This is a genomic window from Paenibacillus sp. HB172176, assembly GCF_011947265.1.
GTDB lineage: Bacteria > Bacillota > Bacilli > Paenibacillales > Paenibacillaceae > Pristimantibacillus.
Genome location: NZ_JAATHD010000001.1, coordinates 318041 through 336152, shown reverse-complemented (window position 1 = coordinate 336152; position 18112 = coordinate 318041). Strand labels below are relative to the sequence as shown.

General features: G+C 60.1%; 8 protein-coding genes and 2 pseudogenes. 6 read left to right on the top strand and 4 right to left on the bottom strand.

Features of this window, described 5'->3' with window-relative positions:
- Positions 1-28: 28 nt before the first annotated feature.
- Positions 29-2695, bottom strand: a complete 2667-nt coding sequence (locus HFP08_RS01335; protein ID WP_240940993.1) for a (Fe-S)-binding protein — start codon at positions 2693-2695, stop codon at positions 29-31.
- 177 nt (positions 2696-2872) lie between these two features.
- Between HFP08_RS01335 and HFP08_RS01330 the strand changes: the two are divergent.
- The 3 genes and pseudogenes from HFP08_RS01330 to HFP08_RS01320 all read left to right on the top strand — a co-directional run.
- Positions 2873-3379, top strand: a pseudogene (locus tag HFP08_RS01330) (electron transfer flavoprotein subunit beta/FixA family protein); the annotation flags it as partial.
- Between the two features lie 366 nt (positions 3380-3745).
- Positions 3746-3884 (top strand): annotated as a pseudogene (locus tag HFP08_RS01325) (electron transfer flavoprotein subunit beta); the annotation flags it as partial.
- 627 nt (positions 3885-4511) lie between these two features.
- Complete coding sequence (locus HFP08_RS01320) at positions 4512-5537, top strand: electron transfer flavoprotein subunit alpha/FixB family protein (RefSeq protein ID WP_168118705.1); 1026 nt, start codon at positions 4512-4514, stop codon at positions 5535-5537.
- Between the two features lie 483 nt (positions 5538-6020).
- On the opposite strand, the gene HFP08_RS01315 is transcribed toward HFP08_RS01320, so the two are convergent.
- Together HFP08_RS01315 and HFP08_RS01310 are read right to left on the bottom strand one after the other, a co-directional pair.
- Positions 6021-6692 (bottom strand): SOS response-associated peptidase, encoded by a 672-nt coding sequence (locus HFP08_RS01315; RefSeq protein ID WP_168118704.1) that lies wholly within the window; start codon positions 6690-6692, stop codon positions 6021-6023.
- Positions 6693-6802: 110 nt separating this feature from the next.
- Complete coding sequence (locus tag HFP08_RS01310; RefSeq protein ID WP_168118703.1) at positions 6803-7654, bottom strand: helix-turn-helix transcriptional regulator; 852 nt, start codon at positions 7652-7654, stop codon at positions 6803-6805.
- A 381-nt stretch (positions 7655-8035) separates the two neighbouring features.
- Here HFP08_RS01310 and HFP08_RS01305 point away from each other — a divergent pair, with 381 nt between their 5' ends.
- Positions 8036-9682 (top strand): exosporium glycoprotein BclB-related protein, encoded by a 1647-nt coding sequence (locus HFP08_RS01305; RefSeq protein WP_277345813.1) that lies wholly within the window; start codon positions 8036-8038, stop codon positions 9680-9682.
- A gap of 715 nt (positions 9683-10397) precedes the next feature.
- A complete protein-coding gene (locus HFP08_RS28950; RefSeq protein ID WP_481856526.1) occupies positions 10398-12935 on the top strand; it encodes an NTTRR-F1 domain in 2538 nt (845 codons plus the stop codon).
- Positions 12936-13305: 370 nt separating this feature from the next.
- On the opposite strand, the gene HFP08_RS29470 is transcribed toward HFP08_RS28950, so the two are convergent.
- Positions 13306-13485, bottom strand: a complete 180-nt coding sequence (locus HFP08_RS29470) for a helix-turn-helix domain-containing protein (protein ID WP_277345812.1) — start codon at positions 13483-13485, stop codon at positions 13306-13308.
- Positions 13486-13806: 321 nt separating this feature from the next.
- Between HFP08_RS29470 and HFP08_RS01285 the strand changes: the two genes are divergently transcribed.
- Positions 13807-18112: beta strand repeat-containing protein (locus tag HFP08_RS01285; RefSeq protein ID WP_277345811.1), on the top strand; the 4306-nt coding region annotated here is incomplete at its 3' end.

The window sequence follows — 18112 nt, the reverse complement described above, 5'->3', positions numbered from 1 at the left end:
ACTCTCCCTTCTGCTCAGGAAGCCTCACTTAATCATCCAGCACACTCTCCGCGAGCAGCTCCGCCACATCGCGCGCAATCACCTTGTCGTCCGCCGCCAAGCCCTTCAGTCCATCCTCCATCATGGTCAAACAATACGGGCACGCCGAGGAGATCACTGACGGCTTCACCTCCAGCGCCTGAGCGGTTCTGGCATAATTGACGCGCGCGCCCGAACGCTCCTCCAGCCACATCAGACCCCCGCCCGCTCCGCAGCACATGCCGTTCGAGCCGCTGCGCTCCATCTCCTGGACCGTGATGCCCGGAATGCTTCGCAGCAAGGCGCGCGGCGCTTCGTAGGAATCGTTATAGCGGCCGAGGTAACAGGAATCATGAATCGTCACCCTCTCGTCGATCGTATTGCGCGGCTGAAGCCGGCCATCCCGCACAAGCCTGGCGAGCAGCTCCGTATGATGCTCCACCCGGACAGCCGCGTCGAGCCCGAAGTCGGGATATTCATTCTTCAGCGTATTAAACGTATGCGGGCACGCCGTGACGATATGCCTGACTTCGTACTTTTGCAGCAAGGCGATATTGTCCTTGCACAGCTCCTGGAACAACAGCTCGTTGCCGATGCGGCGCGCGGTGTCGCCGGAGCTGCGCTCCTCCGGGCCAAGCGCGGCGAAGTCCAGTCCCGCATGCCGCATCAGCCTGACGAGATCGAACAGCACGCGCCTGCTCCTCGTATCGTAGGCGCCCATCGAGCCCGCCCAGAGCAGGATTGCCGGCAGCTTGCCGCTTCTTCTTCGCTCCTGCATCGTATCGACGCGAACGCCGGTTCTGCGCTCGCATTCGTCGATCCATGCTGCGCGCTCCGCTCGGGGCAAGCCCCATGGATTTCCTTGTCTTTCAATATTTTGCAAGGCGCGTTGGCCGTCGGTCGGGAGCTTCCCTTGCATTAGAACGAGATGCCGGCGCATGTCGATAATTTTGTCCACATGCTCGTTGCCGACGGGACACTGCTCCTCGCAATTGCGGCAGGTGGTGCACGCCCACAGCTCCTCCTCGCTCATCACGTCGCCGATCAGCTCCAGCTCCCGGGGATCTGCCTCTTCCCGCTTCATCCAAGTCGAGCCTTGCGCCTCCATTGTGGGCGTGATATTCGTCCTTAACGCCTTGCCCCCTGCCGTCAATTCGCCGCCGCTCCCGCTCCACGCGGGAAGCAGCGCTCCCATCGCATGCGCGTGGTTCCCCCTCTCTCCCGTTTGCCAAAATGCGCTCGGCAGCCAAGGCGATTTCGAAGTAATCGCCGCTCCCTTCTCCGTCAGATGATCCCGGAGCTTGATCATGAGATGCATCGGGGACAGCAGCTTGCCCGTGCTTGCCGCCGGACACACATTCGTGCATCTTCCGCATTCCACGCAGGCGTACAGGTCGACAAGCTGTTTTTGGCTAAAATGCTCGATCTTCCCCGCTCCGAAGCTCTCCGCTTCCTCGTCCTCGAGATTCAGCGGACTCAGCCTGCCCCGAGGCGCGTTCCTTCGATACCACAGGTTGACCGGCGCAACGAGCAGATGGAAATGCTTTGATTGCGGCACATAAAGCATGAACGAGAGCAGAATGAGCAGATGCAGCCACCAAAAAAGCTCAAATCCCGCTCTTGCGAGCTTGCCGTTCTCTTCCACGCCAGCTCGCAGCAAAAGATGGGCTATGCCGGCGCTGACCGGCGCATACCTGGCGGAGAGGAGTTCGCCGCTGATCTGTTGTGCATGCGTCGCATCGTCCGACAGGCTATGTGCAGTGTTCGCCGATGCAAGACCAGCGCCGGTGAGCGCCGCCTGCATAGATGCCGCATCTTGAGCCGCTTGCGTTGCGTCTACAGGCGCCATTCCTGCGTCCGATTGGACTGCGTTCACAAGCGACATTCCTGCGTCCGATTGCGTTGCGTTCACAAGCACCATACGTTCTTCCGCTGGCGGTGCGCTTACAAGCGCCATACGTTCTTCCGCTGGCGGTGCGTTCGCCGATGCGCTTTCCCCTCCGCTCTTCGCCACCCGCTCGAAAGCGCCGGAGAACAGCACGGTAAGCATCAACCCGCCGATGAACCACAGAACGAGCGAGGCCTTCCAGCCTCTCTTCAGCCTCGGCAGCTTCTCCCCGTAGCGTCTGAACGCGCCATAGAGCACTGCCAACAGAACAAGACAGGCCGTTATTTCTTGGAACCAGGCGAAATAGCCATAATAGGGAAGCGGCAAAGGCTCGCCTTCGCTAAGCCCTTTCCAGATGAGATCGAGCGCCCCAAACTGCAGAACCATAAAGCCGTAGAAATAAATCACATGCATGATGCCGCTGCGAATATCCTTCAGAAGCTTGCGCTGTCCGAACACCTCGCGGCCGAAGCTTCTTTCCTTGCCGGAAGGGCGATGCCTCTCGAATATGGCAGGCGCGCCCAGTCTTATATAGGCTATTCTTCTACGCACAACTTCTATCGTCATCCCTGCCGCGCAAGCCGTGACGACTACAAACAAAATCCAGCGTAAAATCGGCGCCGCCTGTATTTCACCCGCTCGCAGCCACAGGACAGCTATGAAATCCGTTCCCGCCCCCGCGTGCAGCCCTGCATGCGCATCCCCTAACGGCCGGGCATTCACTGAAGAATACAAACCTGGGACCGTCTCTGCCGCCAAGCTCTCCGTCATCATTCTTAAGTCCAGCATTCGCAGATGTCCTCCTTCGTCCATTCGACAGATTTGGACAAGCGTTAAAGCGCTTTCAAAAATAAGCGCGGTGATCCATATATATGACTCGAATGGGATGAACATACTTGTTTTGGCTTGATTCGCAGACGGTCTAATCCCCTCGGCCGCGTCATATGGTGGGAGTGATGGACAGTAATGCAGGGAGCAGACAGGAGGCTCATTATGGAAACGATTGTGGTGCTTATCAAGCAAACCTTCGATACGGAGGAGAAAATACTCGTGACGCCGCAGGGTATCGACGAGCGCGAGGTGAAATTCGTCATTAATCCCTATGACGAATATGCCCTGGAGGAGGCGCTGCGGCTGAAGGAGAAGCATGGCGGGAGGGTAATCGCCGTCACTTGCGGGGGAGAGCGGTCGCAGGAGGCTTTGCGAACCGCCCTGGCAATCGGGGCGGATGAAGCCATCCGCCTGCATGCCGACGAGCTTCCCGACGACAGCTACGCGGTTGCCTCCGCGCTAACCGCGGTTGTCGAGCCGCTTCAGCCGGAGCTTCTGCTGGCCGGCTTGTTCGCCGTGGACACCGGCTCGGGCAGCGTTGCGCTTCAGATCGCCGAGCGGCTCGGCCTCCCCCATGTCTCGGCGGCGACCAAGGTGACGCTCGGCACGAGGGCGGCGCTGGGACTTGATCAGCCCGGCGACGGAGGTCCGGCGAACGCTTCGGGGCAAGCTTCCGAGCGAGACGGAGGTCCGGCGAACGCTTCGGGGCAAGCTTCCGAGCGAGACGGAAGTTCGGCGAACGCTTCGGGGCAAGCTTCCCGGCGAGATGGAAGTTCGACGAACGCATCCGGGCAAGCTTCCCGGCGAGACGGAAGTTCGGCGAACGCATCCGGGCAAGCTTCCGGGCAAGACGGAAGTTCGGCGAACGCATCCGGGCAAGCTTCCGAGCGAGACGGAAGTTCGACGAACGCATCCGGGCAAGCTTCCCGGCGAGACGGAAGTTCGGCGAACGCCGCGAATGAGGCTTGGGGGCGATTCGCCGGAGGTCTGAGCGAGGATGCGGTGCTGGCGCTCGTTGAACGGGATAATGAAGGCGACACCGAGACGGTCGTCATTCCCTTGCCCGCTCTCATCACGGCTCAGCAAGGGTTGAACGAACCGCGCTATCCCTCGCTTCCCGGCATCATGAAAGCGAAGCGCAAGCCGCAAAAGATCATCATGCCGGATGAGCTTCCACGGATTGCCGAGGACGCAGATTCGGATGAAATTCACGGTACAAGCGGGACGGCACCGGGCGGCGATGCTGTGGCAGACGGGAATCCGCAGATGCGAGCGGAAGGAGAAGTAGACGAGCAGGCGGGCAGAGGAGCAGCCTTTTCTCGCAGGTCGAGCGGCATTACCGCTCCCCGAACGGTCCGTTCGGAGCTCCTTCCCCCTCCCCCTCGCGCCGCAGGCAAACGCATCGGCGGCACTCCTGAGGAGCAGGCTGCCGCATTAATCGAGATGCTGCGGACGGAGGCTAAAGTGCTGTAAAGCTTAATGCATCAAATTTGCTTACACGGCACACGATCCGATCATCACGCAAGCTTGTTCTCTATGCTGCAGTTAACCTGTCTCGTTAGCTTCTTGTCTATCGAATGACGGAGGCTGCCGATTCCTTGCGGGCCGATTGAAATAGTGCTTATTTTCAGCTCTATTGGCTCACCGCCGAGGCTGTTTCTTGAAATAGAGCCGATTTCCAGCTCTATTGGCCCGCCAGATCAAGCAGGCAATCAGATTTGAAAGAAACAAGCAAGCCTATCGAAAACTAGACCAGCGGAGAGGAGCATTGCCCATGTCAAGAACCATTCTTGTGTACGCCGAATGCCGCGGAAGCGCGCTGCGCCGAGTTGCGCTCGAGGCGCTTGGCGCCGCCCGGCGGCTCGCCGGCCAGGACGGCGCGGTCCATGCCGTCCTCGCCTGCTCCGGCGGCGCGGCCGATGAAGCGGCCGCGCTGATCGCGCGAGGGGCGGATGTCGTGCATGTCGCCGACGATCCCGCCCTAAGCAGCTACGCGCCCGAGGCATACCTCGCCGTCCTGGGCGCGGCCGTCTCTGCGGCCCGGCCGGACGCCGTGCTGCTCGGCCATACCCCGGCGGGGCGCGAGCTCGCGCCCCGCGTGGCCGCAGCGATCGGCGCCGGCCACATCGCGGACGTCATCGCCATCGAGCCAGGCGCTGATGGCCACGACGTCCGCTTCCTCCGCCCGCTCTACGCCGGCAAGGCGTTCGAGCGGCGAAGCTTCTTGCCGGGCAGGCCGTGGGTCGTCACGGTGCGCCCGAATAATTTGCCGCCGGCGGAGCCTATGGACGCCGGCGGGCGCAGCGGCACAGTCGTCGAGCTTCGCTTCTCGGCGCCGCCGCTGCTTACCTTGGTGCGCGGCGTCGTGAAGCGCACCGCCCACGGTCTGGACCTAGCCGAGGCCGACATTGTCGTGTCCGGCGGCAGGGGCGTGCGCAGCGCGGAGGGATTCGCGCCGCTGCAAGCGCTTGCCGACGCGCTTGGCGGAGCCGTCGGCGCCTCCCGCGCCGCATGCGACGCAGGCTATTGCGACTATGCGCTGCAGATTGGGCAGACAGGCAAAGTGGTCACGCCCAAGCTTTATATTGCCTGCGGCATCAGCGGCGCCATTCAGCACCTGGCCGGCATGAGCCAGTCGCATACGATCGTTGCCATCAACAAGGATCCCGACGCGCCTATTTTTGGAGTCGCGGATTACAGCATCGTAGGAGATTTGTTCGAGGTGGTGCCTCTGCTTACAGCAGAGATCGGGCGCATGCACAATGATGAAGTGCGCGGAAACGGGGCCGCAAGTCGATAAAATTAACTTGCAGCCCTTTAAGTACACGGAAACAGGGCTACAAGTCGATATAATCGACTTGTAGCGCTTGAAGTACGCGGAAACAGGGCTACAAGTCGATATAATCGACTTGCAGCGCTTGAAGTACACGGAAACAGGGCTACAAGTCGATATAATCGACTTGCAGCGCTTGAAGTACACGGAAACAGGGCTACAAGTCGATATAATCGACTTGCAGCGCTTGAAGTGCGCGGAGTGGAGAATCTCCGTCGTCCGATCCTGGTCGAGTCGACCAGGAAAGCAAACAACTCCACACTGGCATTTTATAAATGCTATATCTATGAAAAAACCTTACAACCCGCCCCAAGGCAGGTGTAAGGTCCACACTCATAATCAATAAACTACGGGTCCGACATCAGCCGGTCAGATTCCAGCGCCGCAAATCCTGCATCGGCTCCCGGACTCCCTCGGCTCTGAGTGAAAGATCTGTCCCGCCAACGCGGCTTAAGCAAAATCCGGTCGAATCTCATTGATGCAATCAGGCGCTTCATAGCACTCGTCTTGCACGGCATTCGTTACCGGATAAGCCCTCATCAAGTAACCTTCCAGAGCTTCAAGATGCTTGCGAAGCCGGCTGAACTCGGTAATTCGCGGATCAAGCCAGTCTTCGACCCCCTCTTCGTCCAAAATAACCGGCACCTGAGGCATCCAGCCGGACATCGCGCCCGCAGCCGCGGCAGTCAGCATCGTAAAGGCGCGTACCTCCTGACCGTTGACGTGACGCCAGCAATCGTAGATGCCCGCAATGCCAAGCAAAGGCTGATTCGGCACAATCACATGCATCGTTCTCGGATCGCGCTCATTGCCGAATCTCTTCTGACCATAGAAGCCGCTGCAAGGAAGCACGCATCTCTGTCTTCGCAACATTCGCTGCAGGAAAGGCTTGCTCGGCAACGCTTCATGATCGACGTTCACCGAGTCCATCGCCCAGAACGGGAACAAACCCCATCTCGATTCTTGCAGTACACGGACATTATGCCTGTCGTTCATCACAATAGACACATTCTGGGTCGGCGATATGTTAAATCTTTTCTCATGGCCCCTTTCAATTCGATCAATATCGAATTTCTCCATCAAATCTCCAATTTCCGCCGTCAACGAAAACCGTTCAATCATCGCAATCGCTCCTTTAAGCGCAAAAAAACGCGTCATTGAATCCAGTTTTTGTTAACCCGCGGAATTTTATGCATCTATTCCCTCCGTTTCCGATTCAAATCAAATTTCCATCAAGTCGTAAAACGCTTTCGGAATTTCAGAGGCGGCATTCCCGTGTGCGCCGCAAACAGCCTCGAGAAATGCGGAGTCTGACGAAATCCGGTCTCCTCGGCTACTCTCGCGATCGTCCAATCCGTCTTGATGAGCAGCAGCTTCGCCTGATCGAGGCGATAATAGAGCAAATACTGCTGAGGCGTGCAGCCGAACACCTCGGTCATGCAACGGGTAATATAATTGGTATGAAGCTCCAATACTTCGCTTAACATCGAATTGCTGACCGCCGCGCGATAATTCAGCTTCAAATAAGCCGCCGCTCGTTCCGCCACGGAGACGGCAGCTTTGGCGGCATCGGAGCGCCAGCCCTCGTCGAGCATTTGCAACAGATGCAGAAAACGCTGCTGCCGATCCCAGAATGCTCCATGCGAAGAGCTCTTGGCCGCTTCATGCAGCTGTGAGAAAATCTGCCGGGCTTCGTCCGGATATTTTAGCTTCATGCGCTTCGGCACGCGAATCGCGTAGGTATAGTAGTCTCCTCGAATCGAGCTGTGCTGATGCTCTTCCGTCTCCTCCCACGCCCCCACCGTCTGGAAATGTACCCAATCAAAAACCGTCCGCTCCGAACAAGGACGGTACGAATAATGCCAGCGGTCCGGCCGCAGGATGAGCACGTCGCCGGGACGCAGCTCCCATTTATAATCTTCCTCCGCAACAAACAGCGTGCCCTCATTGACGAACAGCATATCGAACACGCCCAAATTCGTGCGGTTCGGATGTTCCTCCCCGGCTTGATAAGTCAGGCGATTCGATTCTACGAAAAAAGGCAGCGGCGGCGATCGAAAGGTGAGCAATAAATCGTCTGACAAGCTGATCTCTCCTTAAAAAGCGGTTCATCTCTTCTATTTCAGTCATGCGAAAACATAGCTTGCTATCGAATACAGACATGTTACTTGATTCCCCCCCCTCTGTCCATATGTATCGCGAAACATTATTAGGCAAACGCACATTTTCTAAAAAATAGTCATTCGCCTACCCGCATTTGTCCTTGAACCCAATCACATTCAAGCATTCGCCCATACAATAGTGTGACATTAGAGGAGGTGCTCACGCTGAATTACTCATATCATCCCAATAAGAAACATCTCAAAGCGATAAAAGGTAAGATTCTGATTAGCGCTCGCAAAACTTTGGGAAAGCGCAAACGATCAGGTAAACTCTCGCCGCAGACTAGAAGAAAAAGAATTATTGTGAGAGGCAAGCGAATAAATCCGGATTTCGTCGAGGTTGCCGGCGGCGGAAGAAGGCATTGCTGCGAGCCCGGACCTACAGGCGCTACCGGTGAACAAGGTCCGGCGGGACCGACTGGAGCTACCGGCGCGACAGGCGAAACAGGACCGCGCGGCAAGAAAGGAGACGACGGGGACCGGGGAAAACGCGGGCATACCGGCGCTACTGGACCGACAGGATCGGCAGGACCAGCAGGACCAGCAGGCGCTGCCGGACCAGCGGGTGCTACCGGCGCGACAGGCGCGACAGGACCTTCCGGCGGACCGCCAGGTCCGATAGGAGCTACCGGCGCTACTGGCGCCCAAGGTCCAGTCGGGCCGCAGGGGCCGCAGGGAGCTCAAGGCGCAGTCGGACCGCAAGGACCTCAAGGCATTCAAGGCAACGTCGGTCCTTCGGGACCGGCCGGACCCGAAGGACCGCAAGGCGCCGTTGGACCGCAGGGGCCAGTTGGGCCGCAAGGAGTTGCCGGACCGCAAGGACCTCAAGGGGGGCAAGGACCTCAAGGGTTAATCGGTCCCACAGGCGCTACAGGCGCGGCGGGACCGCAAGGACCTGTTGGAGCCCAAGGGCCGCAAGGTGAAGTCGGGTCACAAGGACCCGCCGGCTTGCAGGGACCAGAAGGACCAGCAGGACCAATGGGGGCGCAAGGACCTGTAGGCGCGACAGGTCCAACAGGTGCTACCGGGGCAACAGGCGCTGGCACGACTGGCGCAACTGGAGCCGCAGGGACTGCAGGCGCTACGGGTGCTACCGGCGCTACTGGACCTACTGGCGCTGATGGCGCCACTGGAGTTGCCGGCGCTACTGGACCTACTGGCACTACGGGTGCTACCGGCGCTACTGGACCTACTGGCGCTGATGGCGCTACTGGAGTTGCCGGCGCTACTGGACCTACTGGCGCTGATGGCGCTACTGGAGTTGCCGGCGCTTCCGGGTCTACCGGCGCTACGGGTGCTACCGGCGCTACTGGACCTACTGGCGCTGATGGCGCCACTGGAGTTGCCGGCGCTACTGGGCCTACTGGAGCGACCGGAGCTACGGGCGCTGATGGCGCAACAGGCCCAATCGGACCCACTGGCGCCAGCAGCGATGGAGCGATTATCCCTTACTCATCTGGAATCCCGCTCGCTTTAACAACTGTAACAAGCGGTGTAGCAAGTACGGTTGGCTTAGTTGGATTTGGCAACAGCGGACTCGTTGCAAGCATTCTCGGCTCTCCCATCGACTTAACAGGCGCAGCGGGGACTTTGCTGAACTTCGCTTTCAGCGTCCCGCGTGACGGTATAATCTCATCTATAGCCGCTTATTTCAGCACGACGGCAGCTCTCAATCTTGTAGGAACCACCGTCACAATTACAGCTCAGTTGTATGGCTCAAGCACGCCTGATAATATTTTCTCTCCAATACCTGGAGCTTCAGTAACTCTCGCCCCTTCGCTAACGGGAATACTCAGCATTGGATCGATCAGCAACGGAACGTTATCAGGATTATCTATACCTGTCGCTTCCGAAACAAGATTGCTTCTGGTTTTCTCTGCTGCCGCTAGCGGAATAAGCTTGGCTAATGCTGTAGCTGGATACGGCAGTGCCGGCATTACCATTATTTAATCGATACGCCTCATAAAAATATTGAAGATCTGTCAACCTGCAAACTTGCTTTGACTAGCGAGTATGCAGGTTTTTTCTGTATTTGAAAACATAACTTTTAAATTCTCTCCTCCTTTCTATCAACGACCGCCCCCAACATTCGCACAATTTTTAGATAAATATGAAAAAGTAGTAGAGCCTATTCCTATTCGCACATACGAATCCTGTGACGAATTCGTACTATAAAGAAGCTTACAAGGAGGTGTTCAAACTGGATAATCCATCCAAAAAGACCATACCCGTCAGGGTAGTCAAAAAGAATCTATCAAAGAAAAAAACTACTATATCTCACGCTAAAGGTTGCAGCGATCATAAGAAGAAAAAGCCAATCAAAAAGAGACACTGCAAGAAAATCACTTGCATTCGCGGACCGCGCGGATGCAGAGGACCAATCGGACCTACGGGTGCAACTGGCGCTACCGGCGCGACAGGAGCGACTGGCGCTACGGGGGCGACTGGACCACGCGGTAAACACGGAAAAAAAGGGGACGACGGCCATCGAGGACGTCATGGCGCTACCGGCGCCACTGGAGCAACTGGCGCTACAGGGGCTACAGGGGCTACAGGCGCGACCGGCGCTACGGGGGCTACAGGCGCCACTGGATCAATTGAACCAGGAACATTATTCAATGTCATTGGTCCTATAGGTTCAGCAACCGTTGGACTAGGTGAAGATTTGATTTTCGAATCCGACACGATTGATATCGTTGTAACTCAAGGCTCAGCCATTGTAAGTATGGAAGTAACAGACTTGCCTGCTGGACCGACCGGTGCTACTGGCGCTACTGGCGCGAACGGCGTGACTGGTGCCACGGGCGCCACAGGCGCGGACGGCGCTACTGGTGCCACGGGAGCTGATGGTGCGACCGGACCTACTGGACCGACGGGCACGGACGGCGTGACTGGCGCTACTGGTGCCACGGGCGCCACGGGTACTGATGGCGCGACCGGACCTCAAGGACCGACGGGCGCTGACGGCGTGACTGGTGCCACGGGTGCCACAGGCGCGGACGGCGCTACTGGTGCCACGGGTGCTACTGGCGCCACGGGTGCTGATGGTGCGACCGGACCTCAAGGGCCGACGGGCACGGACGGCGTAACTGGCGCGACTGGTGCCACGGGCGCCACAGGCGCGGACGGCGCGACTGGTGTCACGGGTGCTGATGGCGCGACCGGACCTACTGGACCGACGGGCACGGACGGCGTGACTGGCGCGACTGGTGCCACGGGTGCCACAGGCGCGGACGGCGCTACTGGTGCGACCGGACCTCAAGGACCGACGGGCGCGGACGGCGTAACTGGTGCTACTGGTGCCACGGGCGCCACAGGCGCGGACGGCGCTACTGGTGCTACTGGTGCTACTGGCTCCACGGGTGCTGATGGTGCGACCGGACCTCAAGGGCCAACGGGCACGGACGGCGTAACTGGTGCTACTGGTGCCACGGGCGCCACAGGCGCGGACGGCGCTACTGGTGCTACTGGCTCCACGGGTGCTGATGGTGCGACCGGACCTCAAGGGCCAACGGGCACGGACGGCGTGACTGGCGCTACTGGTGCCACGGGTGCCACAGGCGCGGACGGCGCTACTGGTGCGACTGGTGCTACTGGCTCCACGGGTGCTGATGGTGCGACCGGACCTCAAGGGCCAACGGGCACGGACGGCGTAACTGGCGCTACTGGTGCCACGGGTGCCACAGGCGCGGACGGCGCTACTGGTGCTACTGGCTCCACGGGTGCTGATGGTGCGACCGGACCTCAAGGGCCGACGGGCGCGGACGGCACTACTGGCGCGACTGGTGCTACTGGCTCCACAGGCGCGGACGGCGCGACTGGTGCGACTGGTGCGACTGGCTCCACGGGTGCTGATGGTGCGACCGGACCTCAAGGGCCAACGGGCACGGACGGCGTAACTGGCGCTACTGGTGCCACGGGCGCCACGGGTGCTGATGGCGCGACCGGACCTCAAGGACCGACGGGCGCGGACGGCGTGACTGGCGCGACTGGTGCCACGGGCGCCACGGGCGCCACGGGTGCTGATGGCGCGACCGGACCTCAAGGACCGACGGGCGCGGACGGCGTGACTGGACCGACTGGTGCCACGGGCGCCACAGGCGCGGACGGCGCGACTGGCGCGACTGGTGCTACTGGCGCCACGGGTGCTGATGGTGCGACCGGACCTCAAGGACCGACTGGCGCGGACGGCGCGACTGGCGCGACTGGTGCTACTGGCGCCACGGGTGCTGATGGCGCGACCGGACCTCAAGGACCGACGGGCGCGGACGGCGTGACTGGCGCGACTGGTGCGACTGGCGCCACGGGTGCTGATGGTGCGACTGGACCTCAAGGACCGACGGGCGCGGACGGCGCGACCGGACCTCAAGGGCCGACTGGCGCGGACGGCGCCACCGGACCTCAAGGGCCGACTGGTGCAGACGGCGCGACCGGACCTCAAGGGCCGACTGGCGCGGACGGCGCCACCGGACCTCAAGGGCCGACTGGTGCAGACGGCGCGACCGGATCTCAAGGGCCGACTGGCGCAGACGGCGCCACCGGACCTCAAGGGCCGACTGGCGCAGACGGCGCGACCGGACCTCAAGGGCCGACTGGCGCAGACGGCGCCACCGGACCTCAAGGGCCGACTGGCGCAGACGGCGCGACCGGACCTCAAGGGCCGACTGGCGCGGACGGCGCTACTGGTCCAACCGGACCGACTGGTGAGACTGGGCCAGTCGTTGGTGCAGAAGGATTTTCCGCTAGTCGAGGCGCTTCGAGTGTCTCTGCTTCAACTCAACTTGGAGGGTGGAGCACCGCTTCCCCTTATTATGGAAATGCTGGATTTGACACAACTAGCGGAACCTTTACTGTGCCGGCAACTGGTAGATATGCTATTGAAGCAACTGTTAGTTACACAACAACAGCAGCTATTACCGTCAGTTTAGGAGCAGGAATAAATCCAGCTTTCACTGTAACGAGAATTACTGATTCGACAGATCTTGTAACTGGACTATTCCCAGTATTGAACGTCAACGTTGCTCTAGTTCTTACACTTAGAACAGTCCTTGGTAATGGTACTGTGACTCTTTCAGGAGATGTGGAACTTACAGCAGGTGAAACAGTTGGCCTCTTCTATGTAGCCGATGGTTTAACGATTTCTCTTGACCTCGGCGGACCAGATGCGCCAATTACGTGGTCCATGCATCAAATTTCAGAGTAAACTTTCTTTATAAAACTCCCTCTGAGAAAACTCTCAAAGGGAGTTTTTTTATTGTGCAAATAAACACTCCAGTAACCTTTCAGACGTGGGGATTATTGGATTACAGCTCCTCAAAGAGCAAATTCGTATGATTATTTCCCCCTCAAAAAATTGTACTCCGAGCGCTTCCAGCGGTTTCAACAGTTCCTACTGCTTGATTACAATGTCATCGAACTTATGTTTTGCCGCGCATTTCGGTTTGACTTGACGTATTTTTGAAGCGCGGTGAATGATTCTGTTTTTTAAAGCATTGATACTATGCGTCAACTTAATGCCGAACCGCCTATGTAATGCGATACTGTTTACTTCCTTCGGGAATTCTCGTTTCAAATCAGGAAAACTGGATTGCGCGAAGGTTGTAAGTGAGGCTCCTGCCTGAGGATTGAAAGGACGTTCTCCAGATCGCCAAAAAGTAGTTAAACACGAAGCGGCTGCAACCGAAGGTTTTGTGCGTTCTTGAATTATTTACTTTACTTGGCCCAATAACCCATCCGCTGTTGCCTACATACAATTAATTAACTAGAACCATCACAGCTTAGGAGTACGATATTATATGAGCGAATCAAACCGGTTTAGAAATTTATTATTTACATCAAAATCAATACAAAAATCAAAACGCCGAAAACTTTGCAAAAAGCATGTAAAGTCTTGCAGAAAACATCACAACAAAATAATTGGTCCGACAGGCCCCACTGGCCCTACAGGTTCAACTGGTCCAAAGGGGGATCAAGGGAAACGTGGACTGCCCGGACATGACGGAAACACCGGTCCAACGGGGGCAACAGGGCCGATTGGTCCAACAGGAGCTATTGATACTAATCCATTATTTAATGTGATTGGCCCCACTGGGTCAGCTACAATAGATCTTGGAGATCAATTAATTTTTGAATCTGAAACCATAGATATTGAAGTAACAAAGGGCTCTGCAATTGTTCGACTTGAAATTTCAGATGTTATACAAGGACCGACCGGAGCAGACGGCGCTACTGGACCCACTGGGGCTACTGGCGATATTGGACCTACCGGTCCTCAAGGGCCGGCGGGACCGACCGGGGCGGACGGTGCTACCGGACCCGGCGGGGCTACTGGACCTGTTGGTGACACCGGCCCTCAAGGGCCAACCGGTGCCGATGGCGCTACTGGACCTCTCGGGGATACTGGCGATGTTGGACCTACCGGTCCTCAAGGGCCGACCGGACCGACCGGAGCGAACGGTGCCACCGGGCCCACTGGGGCTAATGGTGATGTTGGACCAATCGGACCTCAAGGAGTGACCGGATCTACTGGAGCAGACGGCGTTACTGGACCTGCCGGGACTACTGGCGATCTTGGACCTACCGGTCCTCAGGGATCGACCGGACCCACCGGAGCAGAAGGCGCTACCGGACCCGTCGGGGCTACTGGCAATGTTGGACCTACCGGTCCTCAAGGGTCGACCGGACCGTCCGGTGCGGACGGCGCTACCGGAGCCACCGGCGATGTTGGACCCACCGGTCCTCAAGGAGAAACCGGACCCACCGGAGCAGAAGGCGCTACTGGACCCGTCGGAGCCACCGGCAATGTTGGACCAACCGGTCCTCAGGGATCGACCGGACCCACTGGAGCGGACGGCGTTACCGGACCCGTCGGGGCTACTGGCGATATTGGACCTACCGGCCCTCAAGGATCGACTGGACCCACCGGAGCAGACGGCGCTACTGGACCGCTCGGAGCTACTGGCGATGTTGGACCAATTGGCCCTCAAGGGCCGACCGGACCTACTGGAGTAGACGGCGCTACCGGACCCACTGGGGCTACTGGTGATGTTGGATCCACTGGACCTCAAGGAGAAACCGGACCATCCGGAGCCGATGGCGCAACTGGACCTCAGGGGCCGACCGGACTTACTGGAGCGGACGGCGCTACTGGACCCTCTGGGGCTACTGGTGAAGTTGGACCAACCGGTCCTCAAGGGCCGACGGGACCGTCCGGGGTGGACGGCGCTACCGGACCCTCTGGAGCCACTGGCGATATTGGACCTACTGGACCCCAAGGACCGACGGGACCTACTGGAGCGGAGGGCGCTACCGGAGCAGAAGGCGCTACTGGACCTCAAGGAATGACCGGACCTACTGGAGCGGACGGCGCTACCGGAGCCACCGGCAATGTTGGCCCAACCGGTCCTCAGGGACCGACCGGACCTACGGGGACGGACGGCTCTACCGGACCCATCGGGGCCACTGGCGATATTGGAGCAACTGGACCTCAAGGACCGACCGGACCGTCCGGGGCGGACGGCACTACCGGACCCACTGGGGCTACTGGACCGGTTGGTGATACCGGTCCTCAAGGCCCAACCGGCTCCGATGGCGCTACTGGACCCATCGGTGCCACAGGCGATGTTGGACCCACTGGCCCCCAAGGGCCGACCGGACCTACTGGAGTGGACGGCTCTACCGGACCTGCCGGAGCTACTGGCGATATTGGACCCACTGGGGCTACTGGTGATGTTGGATCTACTGGACCTCAAGGGCCGACCGGACCTACTGGAGTGGACGGCGCTACCGGACCCTCTGGGGCTACTGGTGATGTTGGATCCACTGGACCTCAAGGAGAAACCGGACCATCCGGCGCCGATGGCGCTACTGGACCTCAAGGGCCGACCGGACCGTCCGGGGCGGACGGCACTAACGGACCCACTGGGGCTACTGGCGATCTTGGACCTACCGGTCCTCAGGGATCGACCGGACCCACCGGAGCAGACGGCGCTACTGGACCCGTCGGAGCCACCGGCGATGTTGGACCGACCGGTCCTCAAGGGCCGACGGGACCGTCCGGCGCGGACGGCACTACCGGACCCACTGGGGCTACTGGTGATATTGGACCCACTGGACCTCAAGGGGCGACCGGATCTACTGGAGCGGACGGCGCTACCGGACCCGTAGGGGCTACTGGCCCGGTTGGTGATAACGGTCCTCAAGGGCCAACCGGCGCCGATGGCGCTACTGGACCCGTCGGAGCCACCGGACCTCAAGGGCCGACCGGACCTGCTGGAGCGGACGGCTCTACCGGAGCCACCGGCGATGTTGGACCTACCGGCCCTCAAGGGTCGACGGGACCTACTGGAGCAGATGGCACTACTGGACCTACCGGGACTACTGGCAATATCGGACCCACCGGAGCAGACGGCGCTACTGGACCCGTCGGAGCCACCGGCGATGTTGGACCTACCGGCCCTCAAGGGCCGACCGGACCGTCCGGGGCGAACGGCTCTACCGGACCCGCCGGAGCCACCGGCGATATTGGACCTACTGGTCCTCAAGGGCCGACAGGACTTACTGGTGCGGACGGCTCTACCGGACCCACTGGGGCTACTGGTGATATTGGACCAACCGGCCCTCAAGGGGCGACCGGACCTACTGGAGCAGATGGCACTACTGGACCCGTCGGAGCCACCGGCGATGTTGGACCCACCGGCCTTCAAGGGCCGACAGGGCCGACCGGACTTACTGGTGCGGACGGCGCTGCTGGACCTGCCGGGGCTACTGGCGATGTTGGACCCACCGGCCCCCAAGGGCCAACGGGACCGTCCGGCGCCGATGGCTCTACTGGACCCGCCGGAGCCACCGGCGATATTGGACCCACCGGTCCTCAGGGATCGACGGGACCTACTGGAGCAGACGGCGCTATCGGCCCCGCCGGAGCCACTGGTGATGTTGGACCTACTGGACCTCAAGGAGTGACCGGAGCTACTGGCGATGTTGGACCTACTGGGGCGGACGGCTCTACCGGACCCGTCGGGGCTACTGGCGATATTGGACCTACTGGTCCTCAAGGGCCGACGGGACCGTCCGGCGCCGATGGCGCTACTGGACCTCAAGGAATGACCGGACCTACTGGAGCGGACGGCTCTACCGGAGCCACCGGCAATGTTGGACCAACCGGTCCTCAGGGACCGTCCGGACCTACGGGGACGGACGGCTCTACCGGACCCATCGGGGCCACTGGCGATATTGGACCCACTGGACCTCAAGGGGCGACCGGATCTACTGGAGCGGATGGCGCTACCGGACCCACTGGGGCTACTGGCCCGGTTGGTAATACCGGTCCTCAAGGGCCAACCGGCGCCGATGGCGATACTGGACCCATCGGTGCCACAGGCGATGTTGGACCCACTGGACCTCAAGGAGTGACCGGATCTACTGGAGCGGACGGCTCTACCGGAGCCACCGGCGATATTGGACCTACCGGTCCTCAAGGGCCGATGGGACCTACTGGAGCAGACGGCACTACTGGACCCGTCGGAGCCACCGGCGATGTTGGACCCACCGGCCTTCAAGGGCCGACGGGACCGTCCGGCGCGGACGGCGCTACCGGACTCGTAGGGGCTACTGGACCGGTTGGTGATACCGGTCCTCAAGGGCCAACCGGCACCGATGGCGCTACTGGACCCATCGGGGCCACAGGCGATATTGGACCCACTGGACCTCAAGGGCCGACCGGACCGCCCGGACCGTCCGGCGCCGATGGCGCTACTGGACCTCAAGGAATGACCGGACCTACTGGAGCGGACGGCGCTACCGGTGCAGAAGGCGCTACTGGATCCACCGGAGCTACTGGTACAGACGGCGTTACTGGACCCGTCGGAGCCACCGGAGATGTTGGCGCCACTGGACCTCAAGGGCCGACCGGACCTACTGGAGTGGACGGCTCTACCGGACCCACTGGGGCTACTGGTGAAGTTGGACCAATCGGTCCTCAAGGAGTGACCGGACCCGCCGGAGCCACTGGCGATATTGGACCCACTGGACCTCAAGGACCGACGGGACCTACTGGAGCGGAGGGCGCTACCGGACCCTCTGGACCCACCGGCGATGTTGGACCGACCGGTCCTCAAGGGCCGACGGGACCGTCCGGCGCGGACGGCACTACCGGACCCACTGGGGCTACTGGTGATATTGGACCCACTGGACCTCAAGGGGCGACCGGATCTACTGGAGCGGACGGCGCTACCGGACCCGTAGGGGCTACTGGCCCGGTTGGTGATAACGGTCCTCAAGGGCCAACCGGCGCCGATGGCGCTACTGGACCCGTCGGAGCCACCGGACCTCAAGGGCCGACCGGACCTGCTGGAGCGGACGGCTCTACCGGAGCCACTG

What these genes read in the sequence shown, in the direction of transcription:
- HFP08_RS01335 (WP_240940993.1), bottom strand. Translation starts at nt 2,695, where the DNA reads ATGCTGGACTTAAGAATGATGACGGAGAGCTTGGCGGCAGAGACGGTC.
- HFP08_RS01320 (WP_168118705.1), top strand. Translation starts at nt 4,512, where the DNA reads ATGTCAAGAACCATTCTTGTGTACGCCGAATGCCGCGGAAGCGCGCTG.
- HFP08_RS01315 (WP_168118704.1), bottom strand. Translation starts at nt 6,692, where the DNA reads ATGATTGAACGGTTTTCGTTGACGGCGGAAATTGGAGATTTGATGGAG.